Source organism: Herbaspirillum sp. SJZ099, from assembly GCF_007828355.1.
Taxonomy (GTDB): Bacteria; Pseudomonadota; Gammaproteobacteria; order Burkholderiales; family Burkholderiaceae_D; genus Herbaspirillum.
Genome location: NZ_VIUO01000001.1, coordinates 147,892 through 164,373, shown reverse-complemented (window position 1 = coordinate 164,373; position 16,482 = coordinate 147,892). Strand labels below are relative to the sequence as shown.

General features: G+C 64.6%; 12 protein-coding genes. 8 read left to right on the top strand and 4 right to left on the bottom strand.

All coding sequences use genetic code 11. The features are described from left to right. Positions 1 to 223: 223 nt before the first annotated feature. Positions 224 to 2,938 carry a bifunctional [glutamate--ammonia ligase]-adenylyl-L-tyrosine phosphorylase/[glutamate--ammonia-ligase] adenylyltransferase gene (gene glnE / locus FB597_RS00700; protein ID WP_141917168.1) on the top strand — a complete coding sequence of 905 codons (2,715 nt, stop codon included), beginning with the start codon at positions 224 to 226 and terminating at the stop codon, positions 2,936 to 2,938. A 273-nt stretch (positions 2,939 to 3,211) separates the two neighbouring features. Here the strand turns inward: glnE and FB597_RS00695 are convergent, their stop codons facing one another. From FB597_RS00695 to tkt, 4 genes are all read right to left on the bottom strand, one after another. Next, the gene (locus FB597_RS00695; RefSeq protein ID WP_141917170.1) at positions 3,212 to 3,718 is read right to left on the bottom strand and encodes a hypothetical protein; all 507 of its coding nucleotides are present in this window, start codon (positions 3,716 to 3,718) and stop codon (positions 3,212 to 3,214) included. A gap of 227 nt (positions 3,719 to 3,945) precedes the next feature. Continuing rightward, positions 3,946 to 4,959, bottom strand: coding sequence for a type I glyceraldehyde-3-phosphate dehydrogenase (gene gap / locus FB597_RS00690; protein WP_141917173.1), 1,014 nt, complete (start codon positions 4,957 to 4,959; stop codon positions 3,946 to 3,948). A 216-nt stretch (positions 4,960 to 5,175) separates the two neighbouring features. After that, positions 5,176 to 5,739 (bottom strand): GNAT family N-acetyltransferase, encoded by a 564-nt coding sequence (locus FB597_RS00685; protein ID WP_144767620.1) that lies wholly within the window; start codon positions 5,737 to 5,739, stop codon positions 5,176 to 5,178. A 17-nt stretch (positions 5,740 to 5,756) separates the two neighbouring features. Further along, on the bottom strand, positions 5,757 to 7,775 hold the full coding sequence (tkt, locus tag FB597_RS00680) for a transketolase (RefSeq protein WP_370454635.1): 2,019 nt from the start codon (positions 7,773 to 7,775) through the stop codon (positions 5,757 to 5,759). Between the two features lie 227 nt (positions 7,776 to 8,002). On the opposite strand from tkt, the gene FB597_RS00675 reads away from it, so the two are divergent. From FB597_RS00675 to FB597_RS00645, 7 genes are all read left to right on the top strand, one after another. Then, positions 8,003 to 8,728 carry a 16S rRNA (uracil(1498)-N(3))-methyltransferase gene (locus FB597_RS00675; protein ID WP_141917181.1) on the top strand — a complete coding sequence of 242 codons (726 nt, stop codon included), beginning with the start codon at positions 8,003 to 8,005 and terminating at the stop codon, positions 8,726 to 8,728. Between the two features lie 146 nt (positions 8,729 to 8,874). After that, positions 8,875 to 9,852: a bifunctional riboflavin kinase/FAD synthetase gene (locus FB597_RS00670; RefSeq protein WP_144767616.1), complete on the top strand. Its 978-nt coding sequence runs from the start codon at positions 8,875 to 8,877 to the stop codon at positions 9,850 to 9,852. 123 nt (positions 9,853 to 9,975) lie between these two features. Then, positions 9,976 to 12,870, top strand: a complete 2,895-nt coding sequence (ileS, locus tag FB597_RS00665) for an isoleucine--tRNA ligase (protein ID WP_144767613.1) — start codon at positions 9,976 to 9,978, stop codon at positions 12,868 to 12,870. Between the two features lie 134 nt (positions 12,871 to 13,004). Beyond that, on the top strand, positions 13,005 to 13,514 hold the full coding sequence (lspA, locus tag FB597_RS00660; RefSeq protein ID WP_141917189.1) for a signal peptidase II: 510 nt from the start codon (positions 13,005 to 13,007) through the stop codon (positions 13,512 to 13,514). A gap of 40 nt (positions 13,515 to 13,554) precedes the next feature. Beyond that, the gene (gene coaBC / locus FB597_RS00655; protein ID WP_141917190.1) at positions 13,555 to 14,751 is read left to right on the top strand and encodes a bifunctional phosphopantothenoylcysteine decarboxylase/phosphopantothenate--cysteine ligase CoaBC; all 1,197 of its coding nucleotides are present in this window, start codon (positions 13,555 to 13,557) and stop codon (positions 14,749 to 14,751) included. Between the two features lie 65 nt (positions 14,752 to 14,816). After that, entirely contained in the window at positions 14,817 to 15,266 is a 450-nt protein-coding gene (gene dut, locus FB597_RS00650) for a dUTP diphosphatase (RefSeq protein ID WP_141917192.1), read from the top strand. Between the two features lie 11 nt (positions 15,267 to 15,277). Next, positions 15,278 to 16,375, top strand: a complete 1,098-nt coding sequence (locus tag FB597_RS00645; RefSeq protein WP_255463960.1) for a M48 family metallopeptidase — start codon at positions 15,278 to 15,280, stop codon at positions 16,373 to 16,375. The last annotated feature ends 107 nt before the right edge of the window (positions 16,376 to 16,482 follow it).

Sequence of the window (16,482 nt, the reverse complement as noted above, 5' to 3'; positions counted from 1 at the left end):
ACATGATCGCATGGAAAACATGGTGTTGCCATCCGAACGGAATAGCTATGAACAGCAAAAACAGCGATAAGTTTAAAAACGGGGGATAAAATCCGCCTTTGGATAAAAATCCGTCAGTGCCGCGTCAGGCCAGTCCTATTTTCGGTTGTCGCCGGCCGGGACTGAACCTGTTTTACGCCCTGTTTTCCTTCTTTTACACCTGCGCCAACCCATTCGTCCCCTTATGCCAGATCCGACCGCTCCCCTCGTCAACGCCCAGGCTTCACGTTATTTCACCCGCTGGACCCAGGCCGACGCCGCCCGTCCGGCACTGGTCGCCGAAGCAGCCGCCCGGGCCATGGATCGCGCATTCTTTGCACGCCGCCTGCAGGCCGACCTGGATACCGGCCTTGCGCTCAACGCCGCCATGCGCCGCCTGCGCAACCTGGTTGTCTGCACGCTGATCGAGCGCGACCTGGCCGGCCGCGCCGACCTGGGCGAGGTCGTCGCCACCATGACCGAGTTCGCCGACTTCGCGGTGCAGACTCACCTGGCCGCCCTGATGCGCGAGCAGACCGCGCTGTACGGCGTGCCCATGGGCGAGGAATCCGGGCGCCAGCAGCAGATGATCGTGCTGGGCATGGGCAAGCTGGGCGGCGGCGAGCTCAATGTCTCCTCCGACATCGACCTGATCTTCGTCTACCCGGAAGACGGCGACACCCGGGCAGAAGATGGCCAGAAGCAACTCTCCAACCATGAATTCTTCGTGCGCCTGGGCAAGAAGCTGATCGGCGCCCTGGCCGAGATCACCGAGGACGGCTTCACCTTCCGGGTCGACATGGCGCTGCGCCCCAACGGCAATTCCGGCCCGCTGGTGGCCAGCTTCAACATGGTCGAGGAATACCTGGTGCGCCAGGGCCGCGAATGGGAGCGCTACGCCTGGACCAAGGCGCGCGCGCTGACCGGCGACCCGCAAGACATCGCCGCGCTGGAAGCCATCAGCCGCCCCTTCATCTTCCGCCGTTACCTGGACTTCGGCTCGATCGATGCGCTGCGCTCGATGCACGCGCAGATCCGCGCCGAGGTCAAACGCCAGGAAGCGCTGCATCCGGACCGCAGCAACAACGTCAAGCTGGGACGCGGCGGCATCCGCGAGATCGAATTCGTCAGCCAGGTATTCCAGCTGATCCGGGGCGGCCGCGATCCGGAACTGCGCGACCGCTCCACCCGCGTCACCCTGCGCACGCTGGCCGCCAAGAACCTGCTGGCGCCGGAGGTGGTGGAACAGTTGCTGGCGGCCTATGCGTTCCTGCGCGACCTGGAACATCGCCTGCAATACCTGGAAGACGCGCAGACCCACACCCTGCCGGTCAATCCCGATGACCTGCTGCTGGTGGCGCGCATGATGGGCTACCCCGACAGCGCGGCCCTGCTGCAGGCGCTGGAAGCGCATCGGCGCATCGTGGCGGCGCAGTTCGATGCCATTTTCAACGACAAGCAAGCCGCGCCCGACAACGAAAGCGAAACCCCGGGCATCAACGACACCGACGGCCTGGAAGCCATCGCCGATGCGCTCACGCTAGTCGGTTTCCCGGCGGCCGATATCGAAGCCGGCGCCAAGCGCCTGCAACTGACCTGGCAATCGCCGCGCATGCAAAGCCTGCCGGAACAGAGCCGCAACCGCCTCAATACCGTCATCAACGCCGCCCTGCCGCTGGTGGCGGCATTGCATTACGACCAGTTGCCGACGCTGGGCCGCCTGCTCGACTTCCTTGAGGCCATCGCGCGCCGCGCCGCCTACCTGGCGCTGCTGACCGAATATCCCCATGCGCTCACACGCCTGATCCGCATGATCGGCGCCAGCGGCTGGGCCGCCACCTACCTGATCCAGCACCCCATCCTGCTGGACGAACTGCTGGACGACCGCAACCTGAAAGCCGACTCCGACTGGGCCGCTTTCGCCGACAACTGCCAACGCCAGCTCGACACCGCCCCGGGCGATACCGAACGGCAGATGGATATCCTGCGCGAGCTGCACCACACCGAACTGTTCCGCCTGCTGGCGCAAGACCTGGAGGGCGACCTGTCGGTGGAGAAGCTGGCCGACGAACTCTCGGCGCTGGCCGACATCCTGGTCGCCGCCACCATCAAGGCGGCATGGCAGACCATCGCCCAGCGCCACCGCGAAGTGCCGCAGTTCGCGGTGATCGCCTACGGCAAGCTGGGCGGCAAGGAGCTGGGTTACGTGTCCGACCTCGACGTGGTGTTCCTGTACGACGACGACGACCAGGAGGCCCCGGCGCTCTACGCCAAGCTGGCGCAGCGTTTCATCACCTGGATGACCAGCCACACCCCGGCCGGCACGCTGTTCGACATCGACATCGCGCTGCGCCCGGACGGCGCCAGCGGGCTGCTGGTGTCGCCGGTCAGCTCGTTCGAGAAATACCAGCTCAACTCGGCCTGGATCTGGGAACACCAGGCGCTCACGCGCGCACGCTTCTGCGCCGGTGACGCCGCCATCGGCGAACGTTTCGAAGCGCTGCGCGAACGCGTGCTGCGCCAGCCGCGCGATTACCAGAAACTGGAGGAGGAAGTGCTGTCGATGCGCCGCCGCATGCGCGACGCCCATCCCAACCGCAGCACCCAGTTCGACCTCAAGCACGATGAAGGCGGCATGATCGACATCGAGTTCATCGTCCAATACCTGGTGCTGCGCCATGCGCCGGAACATCCGCAGTTGACCGGCGACATCGGCAACATCGCGCTGCTGAAGCTGGCCGCGCAACTGGGCCTGATCGACACCGCGCTGGCGGCTGAAGCCGCCAATGCCTACCGGCTCTTCCGCAAGCTGCAGCACCAGATCCGCCTGCAAGGCGCGGAACGCGCCCACATCGACGCCGAGCGCGTGGAACATGAGCGCGCCTGCGTGATCCGGCTGTGGCAGTTGGTGTTTGGTTGAGCGGACCGCTTGCCGGAAAAACAAGAAGATCCCGTGAGGGGTAATGCCGTTCAGTTAAGGCTAATTCTGAACCACTTATCACGGAGCCCGTTCGGGCTGAGTAGGCCCGCCAGGGCCGTATCGAAGCCAGCGTTAGCGCTCTTGCCTGCCCTTCGATACGCTGCTGCGCAGCTACTCAGGGCGAACGGAGTCTGGACTGCACAAACAAAAATGCCGTTCAGCGCCTAACTGAACGGCATTACTCCGTAAGGGGCGTTTTTGCTTTGCTGCGCCTCAATACTTGGGCGTGGGCTTGCTGTCGTCGTCGCGGCTGGCGCGGCGGTCGCTGGAACCGCTGTCGCGCGAGGAGCTGCTATCGCGGTCGCGCGACCGGTTGCTGTCGCGGGTACTGTCGCGCTCGCGCGAACGGCTGGAGGAATCCTTGGCGTCCCTGCCATCCTTATTGTCCTTGCTGTCCTTGGCCGGTTCAGGCGGCGGCGGAGGTGGCGGCGTGACGGTCTGGATGTTCTTGGCCGCCATGTATTCGTGCATGTCCTTCCAGCCGGCAAAGATGCCCGCCTTCAGGGCGTCCGGATTGCGCTGGTAGCAGTCTTCCAGGGTCTGGCCGGCCTGGCGGCAACCGGCGCCCAGGGCAATGCCTTCGGCCTTGGCTTCCTCCGGGGTCTGCTTGGGCTTGGCGAAACTGCTGATGTAGTCGCACGCGGAAAGCGAAAAGGCGACACCGGCGATCAGGGCCAGCCTGGCAACGAGGCGATGCGCTTGGAATGAGGTTGCTGACATGACGTCCCTCTTGTGGATTCGAATTGATCTTGTTTGAAATGCAATGCCGCAAACGGACGAAAGGCCATTGCAAACCGAAGTTTGCAACAGCCTTTCGATCCTTTGCAGGCTGATGACATATTTTCACCGGCCTGCGCAAGCTTGCATCCGAGGAAAAGAACCCGAATCAGCCCGGAAATTGACGATACCGACCGGGAAAATTTCCAGCGGCCGGTATCGCCGGGGTCTTACTTGGCGGTCGCCAGGGCCACGGTGGTGTCCAGCATGCGGTTGGAGAAGCCCCATTCGTTGTCGTACCAGGACGAAACCTTGACCAGGCGGCCGGAGACCTTGGTCAGGGTGGCGTCGAAGTTGGACGATGCCGGGTTGTGGTTGAAGTCGACCGACACCAGCGGATCGGTGTTGTAGGTCAGGATACCCTTCAACGGACCGGCTTCCGAAGCGGCCTTCAGGATGGCGTTGACTTCGTCCACGGTGGTGTCGCGCGCGGCGACGAAGGACAGGTCGACCAGCGAAACATTGATCGTCGGCACGCGGATCGCGAAGCCGTCCAGCTTGCCGTTCAGCTCAGGCAGCACCAGGCCGACCGCTGCTGCAGCGCCGGTCTTGGTCGGGATCATCGACTGGGTGGCCGAGCGGGCGCGGCGCAGGTCTTCGTGGTAGACGTCGGTCAGCACCTGGTCGTTGGTGTAAGCGTGCACGGTGGTCATCAGGCCGTTCAGCAGGCCGATCTTGTCATGCAGCGGCTGCACCAGCGGCGCCAGGCAGTTGGTGGTGCACGATGCGTTGGAGATCACGGTATCGCTGGCCTTGAGCACGCCGTGGTTGACGCCGAACACGACGGTCGCGTCCACGTCCTTGCCGCCCGGAGCGGAGATGATCACCTTCTTGGCGCCGCCCTTGATGTGGGCGCTGGCCTTTTCCTTGGTGGTGAAGAAGCCGGTGCATTCCAGCACCACATCCACGCCCAGCTCGCCCCATGGCAGCTCGGCCGGGTTGCGCTGCGCCAGCACCTTGATGCGGTCGCCATTGACCACGATCGAATCGCCGTCGACGGCCACGGTGCCCGGGAACTTGCCGTGCGCGGTGTCGTACTGGGTCAGGTGGGCATTGGTCTTCGGATCGCCCAGGTCGTTGATGGCGACGATCTCGATGTCGTGCTTCTTGCCGCCTTCGTAGTGGGCGCGCAGGATATTGCGGCCGATGCGGCCATAACCGTTGATTGCGACGCGAATTGCCATGCTCTTCTCCTTAAGGTATTAAAAAATCAATGCAAACCGGTTCTGCCGGAAAACCGCCCGCAGCAAGAGAGTCTACTGGGGCGGCCGGGGCGCTCCCGGCCATTTTTCGGTCTTTCCCGGCCTTGTTCTTGCGTATTGTTCTGGCCCTGCCCTGCACTGCACCGGATGGCCTGCGTCTCAGGCAAACCTTCCGGCTGACGATTCCCTGCCGTCCGCTTAAGACGATGATGACTTCAGCTTGCGCCAGACGAAACCGACTTCGTCGATCTCGGTGCCGTCGTCCCAGGTGAAGGTCTGCTCGAACAGCTGTTCGGCGCCCAGTGCCTTGAAAAACTCCCGCGCCCCCTCGTTCTTGGCCAGCACCCAGGCCATCAGTCCGGTGGCGCCGGCGCTGATCAGGGTCGCCGCGACGTTGGCCAGCAGCTTCTTGCCCAGGCCGCGGCGCTGTTCGTCGGGCAGCACGCAGATGGCGGAGAGCTCGGCATCGCAGCCGAACTTGCTCTCGGCCAGCGTCATGCCCGAGGCGAAGCCGATGATCTCGCCGCCGGTTTCGGCCACGAAGGTGCAGGCCGCGTCCGAGGACGCGCCCAGCACCTGTTCCCACAGCTTCACGCTCTGCTCGGGCTGCAAGCTGTCCAGGTAGCTGTCGGGCACCAGGCCGCGATAGCTGGCGCGCCAGCTGTCGATGCGCACCCCGGCAATCGACGCCGCGTCCGAAACGCGGGCGCGCCGGATCGTGACTTCCTCGGCCGGCGCGCCCGTTGCTGCTGCTTGTGTCATTGCGTTGTCCTCGGGGGTCAGGCCAGCAGTTGCTTGGCCTTGCCCACCACGTTCTCGACGGTGAAGCCGAAGTGCTTGAACAGCACGCCGGCCGGCGCCGATTCGCCGAAGGTGTCGATCCCGACCACGGCGCCGTCCAGGCCCACGTACTTGTACCAGAAGGCGGTCACGCCGGCTTCGATGGCCAGGCGCGGCAAGCCGCGGGGCAGCACGGATGCCTTGTAGGCGGCGTCCTGGCGGTCGAACACGTCGGTCGACGGCATCGACACCAGGCGCACGGCGATGCCTTCTGCCGCCAGCGCGTCGGCGGCCTTGGTGGCCAGTTCGATCTCGGAACCGGTGGCGATGATCACCAGCTTGGCGCCAGGCGCATCGCGCAGCACGTAACCGCCGCGCGCGATGTCCTTGATCTGGGCCTCGGTGCGTTCCTGGAACGGCAGGTTCTGGCGCGAGAAGATCAGGGTGCTGGGACCGTCGTTGCGCTTGATGGATTCAGCCCAGGCCACGGCGGATTCGGTAGTGTCGCACGGACGCCAGTTGTCCAGGTTGGGGATCAGGCGCAGGCTGGAGACGTGTTCCACCGACTGGTGGGTGGGGCCGTCTTCGCCCAGGCCGATCGAGTCGTGGGTGAACACGAACAGCGAACGCACCTTCATCAGCGCGGCCATGCGCAGCGCATTGCGGCTGTAGTCGGAGAAGGTCAGGAAGGTGGCGCCGAACGGCAGGTAACCGCCATGCAGGGCGATGCCGTTCATGATGGCGCTCATGCCGAACTCGCGCACGCCGTAGTTGATGTGGTTGCCGGCCTGGTCGGCGCGCACCGCCACCGATTCCTTCCAGTTGGTCAGGTTGGAGCCGGTCAGGTCGGCCGAGCCGCCCAGGAATTCCGGCAGCACCTGCGCGTAGGCCTGGATGGCGTTCTGGCTGGCCTTGCGGGTGGCGATGTTTTCCTTCTTCTCGACGGTGGAGGCGATGTAGGCGGCCACGGTCTTATCGAAATCGGCCGGCAGCTCGCCCTTCAGGCGGCGCAGCAGTTCAGCGGCTGCGGCCGGGAACTTGGCCGAATAGTCGGCGAACGTCTTGTTCCACGCGCCTTCCAGTTGCGCGCCGTTGGCCTTGGCGTCCCATGCCGAATAGACGTCGGCCGGGATTTCAAACGGGGCGGAAGTCCAGCCCAGCGCTTCGCGCACGGCGGCGATTTCCTTGTCGCCCAGCGCGGCGCCGTGCACCTTGTCGGTGCCGGCCAGGTTGGGCGAACCCTTGCCGATCACGGTGCGGCAGCAGATCAGGGTCGGCTTGTCGGCCAGCTTGGCCTGGTGGATGGCGGCGTTGACCGCTTCCACGTTGTGGCCGTCGACGGCCGGAATCACGTTCCAGCCGTAGGCTTCGAAGCGCTTCGGGGTGTCGTCCTTGAACCAGCCTTCGACGTGGCCGTCGATGGAGATGCCATTGTCGTCGTACAGCACGATCAGCTTGGACAGGTTCAGCACGCCGGCCAGCGAGCAGGCTTCATGCGAGATGCCTTCCATCAGGCAGCCGTCGCCGACGAAGGCGTAGGTGTAGTGGTCGACCACGGCCAGGCCGGGCTTGTTGAATTCGGCCGCCAGCAGCTTCTCGGCCAGCGCCATGCCCACCGCGTTGGTGATGCCCTGGCCCAGCGGGCCGGTGGTGGTTTCCACGCCCGGGGTGATGTGCACTTCGGGGTGGCCGGCGGTCTTGGAATGCAATTGGCGGAAGTTCTTGATCTCTTCCATCGGCAGGTCGTAGCCGGTCAGGTGCAGCAACGCGTAGTGCAGCATCGAACCGTGGCCGTTGGACAGCACGAAGCGGTCGCGGTTGGCCCATTGCGGATTGGCCGGATTGTGGCGGTAGTGCTTGGCCCACAGCGCCACGGCGATTTCCGCCATCCCCATCGGCATGCCCGGGTGTCCAGAATTAGCTTTTTGTACAGCGTCCATCGCCAGCGCGCGGATCGCGTTGGCCATCTTATCGGTGGGGAGAGTGGAAATCATGTCGGTGTCAGAGAGTTGCTGGATGCGCCCGCAGGCGCCAAAAACCTGTATCGGGGAGCCAACGCCCTGTTGCCGCCGGCTCCGGTGCTGCCATTCAAATGCAAACCCCGGAAATGTCCGGGGTCGCGCGGGGCTATATTTTACCAGAGAGCGCCCGCCCCCAAGCCCTGTGCGCCATAAATGGGCCGGGAGCGGGGGCGGAGGCGGTAAAATCTCGGATCGCCCCATATTTATCGCCAAGTCCCATCCACATGCCCCGTTTCTTTTGTCCGCAACCCCTCAGCATCGGGGCATCCCTGGTGCTGCCCGACCACGTAGCCCATCACGTCCAGGTGCTGCGGCTGCAGCCGGGCGAGCATGTCACGCTGTTCAACGGCGAGGGCGGCGAGTACACCGCCACCCTGAGCGCCATCGAAAAAAAGCGCGTCCATGCCGAGATCAAGACCTTCTCCCCGCGCGAGGCCGAACTGCCCTATGCGCTGACGCTGGCGCAGGCGCTGCCGGAAGGCGCCAAGATGGACTGGATCGTGGAAAAAGCCGTCGAACTGGGCGCCACCGCGCTCGTCCCGCTGGCCGCGCAGCGCTGCGTGGTGCGCCTGTCGGGCGAGCGGGCCGAGAAAAAACTGGCGCATTGGCAGGGCATCGTACAGTCCGCCGTCGAGCAATGCGGCCGCAACCGCCTGCCGCACCTCGCCGGATTATCCGAATTCCGCCGCTGGATCGCCCAGAGCGACCTGCACCGCCGCATCCTGCTGTCGCCGCGCGGCGAGCAACCGCTGTCGAGTTGGGCGCGCCATCATCCGCCGCAGGCCGTGACCCTGATCGTCGGCCCCGAAGGCGGCTTCAATGAAGAAGAGGAACAACTCGCTTGCGCCCAGGGCGCCTTGATGCTGTCCATGGGGCCGCGCGTGCTGCGCACCGAAACGGCTGGCATGGCGGCTCTTTCGGCCTTGAATGCGATTTGGGGAGAGATGTAAAGGTTTGTTTATTTCTCAACAGAAATATTCATACCAGGCTCGATCGCGCCGATTCCAGCCATCGAATCAAGGAAAGCCTTCGAAAACATTTATAATGGAAGGCTTTTGCAACAGAGCCACTTTCCAGCGTTCCAAACAGCTTTTCAATGAAGGTATTTCGCGGACTTCCCAACGCCGAATCGCGCGCGCCCTGCGCGCTGACCATCGGCAACTTCGACGGCGTGCATCTCGGCCACCAGGCGCTGCTGGCGCGCGTGCGCGAGGCTGCGGGCCGCCTGGGGCTGGACGCCGCGGTGATGACCTTCGAGCCGCATCCGCGCGAATTCTTCGCGCAACTGGCGGGCAAGCCGGAAAACGCGCCGGCGCGTATCGCCAACCTGCGCGACAAGCTGCAGTCGCTGGCCGACTCCGGCATCGACCGGGTGATCGTCGAACATTTCGGCAGCCATTTCGCCGCGCTCTCGCCGCAAGATTTCATCGAAAAGATCCTGATGCAAGGCCTGCACGTGCGCTGGCTGATGGTCGGCGACGACTTCTGCTTCGGCGCGCGCCGCGCCGGCAACCTGGACACCCTGGTCGCAGCGGGCAAGCAATACGGCTTTGAAGTGCACTCCATGCCAACCGTGACCAATGCCGGCGTGCGCATTTCTTCTTCGGCCGTGCGCGCGGCGCTGGCCGCGGGCGATTTTGGCCTGGCGCGCCAGTTGCTGGGCCATCCCTATTCGATCAGCGGCCATGTGGTGCACGGCAAGAAACTGGGCCGCACCATCGGCTTCCCCACGCTGAACATGCGCGTGGGCCACAAGCATCCGGCGTTGTCGGGCATCTTCGTGGTGCAGGTGCACGGCCTCGGCGACCATCCGCTGCCGGCGGTGGCCAGCCTGGGCGTGCGCCCGACGGTGGACGACAGCGGCCGCGTGCTGCTGGAAACCCACTTGCTGGACTTCCAGGGCGATTGCTACGGCAAGCTCCTGCGCGTGGATTTCCTGAAGAAACTGCGCGACGAAGAGAAGTACGTCGACCTGCCCACGCTGACCGCGGCGATCGCGCGCGATGCCGAACAGGCGCGCGCCTATTTCCGGGAAAACGCCGGCTTCGCCATTTCGGCGACCGACCGAATTTGACGCTGGCAGCCGGCCGGCCACCACGCCAGCCGCCGTCCAGCTCTCCGTTCCAGTTCTCCGTATTTGCGCCGCGTCCCATGCGGCGCCACCTGAATCAACCAGCATCCATCAGAGAAATTTGTCATGTCCAACAACGAATCGCCGGCCAAGCCGGGCAAGCAGGAAAAACCGGGCAAGGCGCCCTCCAAGTACCCGGTCAACATGACCGAGACCGCGTTCCCGATGCGCGGCGACCTGGCCAAGCGCGAGCCGCAATGGGTCAGGCAATGGCAGGAAAAGAAAGTCTACGAGCGCATCCGCAAGGCTTCCGCCCACCGCCCCAAGTTCATCCTGCATGACGGTCCGCCGTACGCCAACGGCGACATCCACATCGGTCACGCCGTCAACAAGATCCTGAAGGACATGATCGTCAAGGCCCGCAACATGGCCGGCTTCGACGCGCAATATGTGCCGGGCTGGGATTGCCACGGCATGCCCATCGAGATCCAGATCGAAAAACAATTCGGCAAGAACCTGCCGGTGGCCGAAGTGCAAGCCAAGGCGCGCGCCTACGCCAGCGAGCAGATCGAGCGCCAGAAGGCCGACTTCATCCGCCTGGGCGTGCTGGGCGAATGGGACAATCCGTACAAGACCATGAACTTCTCCAATGAAGCCGACGAGCTGCGCGCGCTCGGCACCATCCTGGAGAAGGGTTACGTCTATCGCGGCCTCAAGCCGGTGAACTGGTGCTTCGACTGCGGCTCGGCGCTGGCCGAGGCGGAAGTGGAATACCAGGACAAGCGCGACCCGGCCATCGACGTCGGCTTCCCGTTCGCGGAACCCGACAAGGTCGCGGCCGCCTTCGGCCTGTCCAAGCTGCCGACCGACCAGGGCTACATCGTCATCTGGACCACCACGCCCTGGACCATCCCGTCCAACCAGGCGCTCAACGTACATCCGGAATTCGACTACGCGCTGGTACAGACCGAGCGCAACGGCGAACCGCTGCTGCTGATTCTGGCCAAGGACCTGGTCGAGTCCTGCCTGCAACGCTACGGCCTGGAAGGCAGCGTGATCGCCACCACCGTCGGCGAGAAGCTCTCGCTGATCAACTTCCGCCACCCGCTGGCCGCCGCCGACAAGGGCTACGACCGCCTGTCGCCGGTCTACCTGGGCGACTACGTAACCGCCGACAGCGGCACCGGCATCGTCCACTCGGCGCCGGCCTACGGCATCGAAGACTTCGTCTCGTGCAAGGCGCACGGCATGAAGGACGACGACTTCATCAACCCGGTCATGGGCGACGGCCGCTACGCATCGTGGCTGCCGCTGTTCGCCGGCCTGACCATCTGGGAGGCTTCCAAGCCGATCTGCGCCAAGCTGGAAGAAACCGGTTCGCTGTTCAAGCTGGTCATGTTCGACCACAGCTACATGCACTGCTGGCGCCACAAGACGCCGATCGTCTACCGCGCCACTTCGCAGTGGTTCGCCAGCATGGACAACACGCCCAAGGACGGCGGCAAGAGCCTGCGCGAAACCGCGCTGCAAGGCATCGAAGACACCGCCTTCTTCCCCGCCTGGGGCAAGGCGCGCCTGCATGGCATGATCGCCAACCGTCCGGACTGGACGCTGTCGCGCCAACGCCAGTGGGGCGTGCCGATGGCCTTCTTCGTGCACAAGGAAACCGGCGAGCTGCATCCGCGCACGCCCGAGCTGATCGAACAGGTCGCCCAGCGCATCGAGAAGAGCGGCATCGAAGCCTGGCAGGCATTGGATCCCAAGGAACTGCTGGGCGCCGACGCCGAGCACTATGTGAAGAACAAGGATACGCTGGACGTATGGTTCGACTCCGGCACCACGCACCAAACGGTGCTGCGCGGCTCGCACAAGCAACAGTCGCAGTTCCCGGCCGACCTTTACCTGGAAGGTTCGGACCAGCACCGCGGCTGGTTCCACTCTTCGCTGCTGACCTCCTCGATGCTCAACGGCCGCGCGCCGTATAAGGCGCTGCTGACGCACGGCTTCGTGGTCGACGGCGAGGGCAAGAAGATGTCCAAGTCCAAGGGCAACGTGGTAGCGCCGCAGAAGGTGTCCGACTCGTTGGGCGCGGAAATCCTGCGCCTGTGGGTAGCCTCGACCGACTATTCGGGCGAGCTGTCGATCTCCGACGAAATCTTGAAGCGCGTGGTCGAGTCCTATCGCCGCATCCGCAACACGCTGCGCTTCCTGCTGGCCAACACCTCGGACTTCGATCCCGCCAAGCACGCCGTGCCGGTGGCCGAACTGCTGGAAATCGACCGCTACGCGATCGCCGACATGGCGCGCCTGCAGGCCGACGTGCTGACGCACTTCGAGTCCTACGAATTCCATCCTGTGGTGGCCAAGCTGCAGATGTACTGCTCGGAAGACCTGGGCGGCTTCTACCTCGACATCCTCAAGGATCGCCTGTACACCAGCGGCGTCGAATCGGCCGCGCGCCGCTCCGCGCAGACCGCGATCTGGCACATCACCCAAGCGCTGCTGCGCCTGATGGCCCCGATCCTGTCGTTCACCGCGGAGGAGGCATGGAGCTTCTTCGCCGGCAAGGAAGCCTTCGAAGCAAGCGGCGAAACCATCTTCTCGCAGACTTACTATGCCCTGCCCGAAGTGGCCGGCGCCGATGCGCTGCTGGCCAAGTTCGCGGTGCTGCATGAAGTGCGCGCGACGGTCACCAAGCAACTGGAAGAAGTGCGCATCGCCGGCAACATCGGTTCCTCGCTGCAAGCCGAGGTCGAAGTCAAGGCGGCCGGCGACAAGGCGGCCGTGCTGGAAAGCCTGGGCGACGACCTGAAGTTCGTGCTGATCACCTCCGCCGCTCGCGTGACCAAGGTCGCCACAGCGGAAGAGGAAGCCGTGGTCGTCACGCCGTCGGCGAACCAGAAATGCGAACGCTGCTGGCACTATCGCGCCGATGTCGGGTCTCATGCCGAGCATCCCGGCCTGTGCGGCCGCTGCTTCGCCAACCTGTTCGGCCAGGGCGAGCAGCGTCGCTTCGCCTGATTATTTGTAGTCGGCGCGTCTTCGATACGCCGCTATGCGGCTACTCAGCCCGAACGGAAACCAATCAATGACCGTTCGGACTGAGTAGCGCCATCGGCGCGTATCGAAGGCGCGCAATCTTAACGAGCATCCTCATGGCAACCAAAAAGCGCTCTTCCTCCACTGCCTCCGGCACGCAAAATCTTCTACCTTGGCTGGGTATCGCCGCCATCGTCCTGCTGCTGGACCAGCTCACCAAGATCACCATCCTCAAGCTGTTCCATTACGGCGAATCGCTGCCGGTGACCGGCTTCTTCAATCTCGTGCTGGTCTACAACAAGGGCGCGGCCTTCAGTTTCCTGGCCGCCAGCGGCGGCTGGCAGCGTTACCTGTTTACCGCCATCGGCATCGCCGCCGCGGTGTTCATCATCCACCTGCTGCGCAAGCATCCCGGGCAGCGCATGTTCTGCTGGGCGCTGGCGCTGATCCTGGGCGGCGCCATCGGCAACGTGATCGACCGCGTCGCCTACGGCCATGTGATCGACTTCCTCGACGTCTATGTCGGCAACTGGCACTGGCCGGCCTTCAACCTGGCCGATAGTGCGATTTGCGTAGGTGCGGTATTGTTCGTGGTGGACGAGCTGCGCCGGGTTTCCAAAAAGTAAAGAATCCGTCGTTCGCCTCATCAGGGACAAGGGACAAGACATGGATCTCGCTGGCAAGAAAATCGTACTCGGCCTGACCGGCGGCGTGGCCTGCTACAAGGCCGCCATGCTGGCGCGCGAACTGGGCCGCGCCGGCGCCGCCGTGCAGGTGGTGATGACGGCCGCGGCCACACAGTTCATCACCACGGTCACCATGCAGGCGCTGACCGGCAACACGGTCTATACCGACGCCTGGGATGCGCGCATCGCCAACAACATGCCGCACATCGACCTCACGCGCGATGCCGACGCCATCGTGATCGTGCCCTGCTCCACCGATTTCATGTCCAAGCTGGCGCACGGCGCCTGCGACGACCTGCTTTCCACGCTGTGCATCGCGCGTCCGGCGCGCGTGCCGCTGATGGTGGCGCCGGCCATGAATGTGGAGATGTGGCAGAACCCGGCCACCCAGCGCAACGTGCGCCAGTTGCGCGAAGACGGCATCCTGCTGCTGGGTCCCGACGCCGGCGCGCAAGCCTGCGGCGAAATGGGCGAAGGCCGCATGCTGGAGCCGGCCCAACTGCTGGAAGACATCGTCGCCGCGTTCCAGCCCAAGCTGCTGGCCGGCCGCCGCGTGCTGCTCACCGCCGGCCCGACGTTCGAGCCGATCGATCCGGTGCGCGGCATCACCAACCTCTCGTCCGGCAAGATGGGCTACGCGCTGGCGCGCGCGGCGCGCGAAGCCGGCGCCGAGGTCACGCTGGTGTCCGGCCCGACCGCGCTGCAGCCGCCTCACGGGGTACAGCGCATCGACGTGCAGACCGCGCAGCAGATGCATGATGCGGTGATGGCCAACGTCGCCGGGCAGGATCTGTTCGTCGCGGTGGCGGCGGTGGCCGACTGGCGCGTGGCCAATGCCAGCACGCAAAAACTGAAGAAGGACGCCGACGGCGCCGCGCCGCAATTGCAGTTCGCACAGAATCCCGACATCCTGGCCGAAGTCGCCGCCCTGCCCAAGCGCCCCTATTGCGTGGGCTTCGCCGCCGAGTCGGAGAACCTCGAACAATACGGCGCCGCCAAGCGGGTGAAGAAGAACATCCCGCTGCTGGTGGGCAATCTCGGCCCCCAGACCTTCGGCCGTGACGACAACGCCCTGATGCTGTTCGACGAACAGGGCCACGCCAGCCTGCCGCCAGCCGACAAGCTGATGCTGGCGCGCCAGCTGGTGCGCGAAATCGCGCGCCGCATGGCAGCCTGAAACCCCGCGGCCCGCGTCCTTCGCGGGCCATGTTTTTTACCCTATCGAAACAGACCGCCGCCTCCATGAAGACCATCGACATCAAGATCCTCGACCCGCGCATGCAAGACCAGTTGCCCGCCTACGCCACGCCCGGCAGCGCCGGCCTGGACCTGCGCGCCTGCATCGACGCGCCGCTAACGATCGCCCCCGGCAGCACCCACCTGATCCCCACCGGCCTGGCGATCCACCTGGCCGACCCCAACTATGCGGCCGTGATCCTGCCGCGCAGCGGGATGGGCCACAAGCATGGCATCGTGCTCGGCAACCTGGTGGGCCTGATCGACTCCGACTATCAGGGCCAATTGATGGTCTCGACATGGAACCGCGGCGCAACCGAGTTTGTCCTAAACCCCATGGAACGCCTGGCCCAGCTGGTGATCGTCCCGGTACTGCAGGTCGGCTTCAATGTGGTGGAAGAATTCGACAGCAGCGCACGCGGCGCCGGGGGTTTCGGCAGCACAGGCAAACACTGATGGAGAACCGCATGTCCGTACCCTACCTGCCCGCGTGGCAGAAGCTCAGAAGTATCGCCGTACTGGCGCCGCTGGCCGTATTGGCGGCCTGCGCCACGCAGGAAACCGGCGTCCCTGTTGCGCCCGCCGCCAGCAGCGGCAGCCCCGCCGCGGTCGTGACGCAAGCGCCCCGGCCGGCGGACACTCCTCAGCAAAAACAACTGCGCGATCTAATCGCGCAACAGGATCGCCTGTACCGTGTGGCGGCGCCGCTGTTGACCAGCAATGCGCAACTGTGCCGAGGCAATGCGCGCAACCTGCTTGGTTTCACCGCCAAGAACAAGTACTCGTTCCCCATCGAATATGCCGATACTGCGCGCAGCCTGGGCTATGACGAGCGCCTGCAGGTGACCGGCGTGCTGCCCGGCAGCGGCGCCGAGCAAGCCGGCATCCAGCGCGGCGACCTGCTGGTCATGCTGGCCGGCAAGCCGATGCCGCAAGGCACCGACGCCGAGCGCCAGGCCGCCGTGCTGCTCTCCCCGCTGGTGGTGAAAAAGGCGCCGATCAGCCTGGGCGTGCTGCGCAACGGCCAGCAACGCAACATCAATGTTCCGCTGACGTTCGCCTGCGCCTTCAGTATCGAGCTGGGCAACGCCGACAACATCAATACCTATGCCGACGGCCGCCGCGTGCTGATCACCCGCGGCATGCTCAAATTCACCCAGACCGACGAGGAACTGGCCTACCTGATCGCCAAGGACATGGCCCACAATATCCTCGGCCACGCGATCCGCCAGCGCATGGTGTCGACCATCGCCGAAGTCATCGACAACCTGCTGCTGCCGCATCCGGATCCGACCACCACCGCCGGCACCGCGGGCATCCGCGTCTATCCCCAGGATCTCGACGCGGCCGCCGATACGCTCTCGCTCTACCTGCTGGCGCGCGCCGGCTACAACATCGACAACGTGCCGGCTTTCTGGAAGCGCCTGGCGGATCAATATCCGGCCAGCGTGGCCAACGGCTACACGGCCTTGCATCCATCGACGGCGTATCGCCTCTCGATGATCGACAAGGTGACGCAGATCGTGAAGGCGAAGCAGGAAGCGGGCAAGCCTTTGATGCCCTGAACTGTTGTGGCTTGAATGAAAACGGCGCGGAAGAGAATTCTTCCGCGCCGTTTTCATTTCTACATTTGCCAATCCACCGCCGTCATCCCGGCGAAGGCCGGGATGAC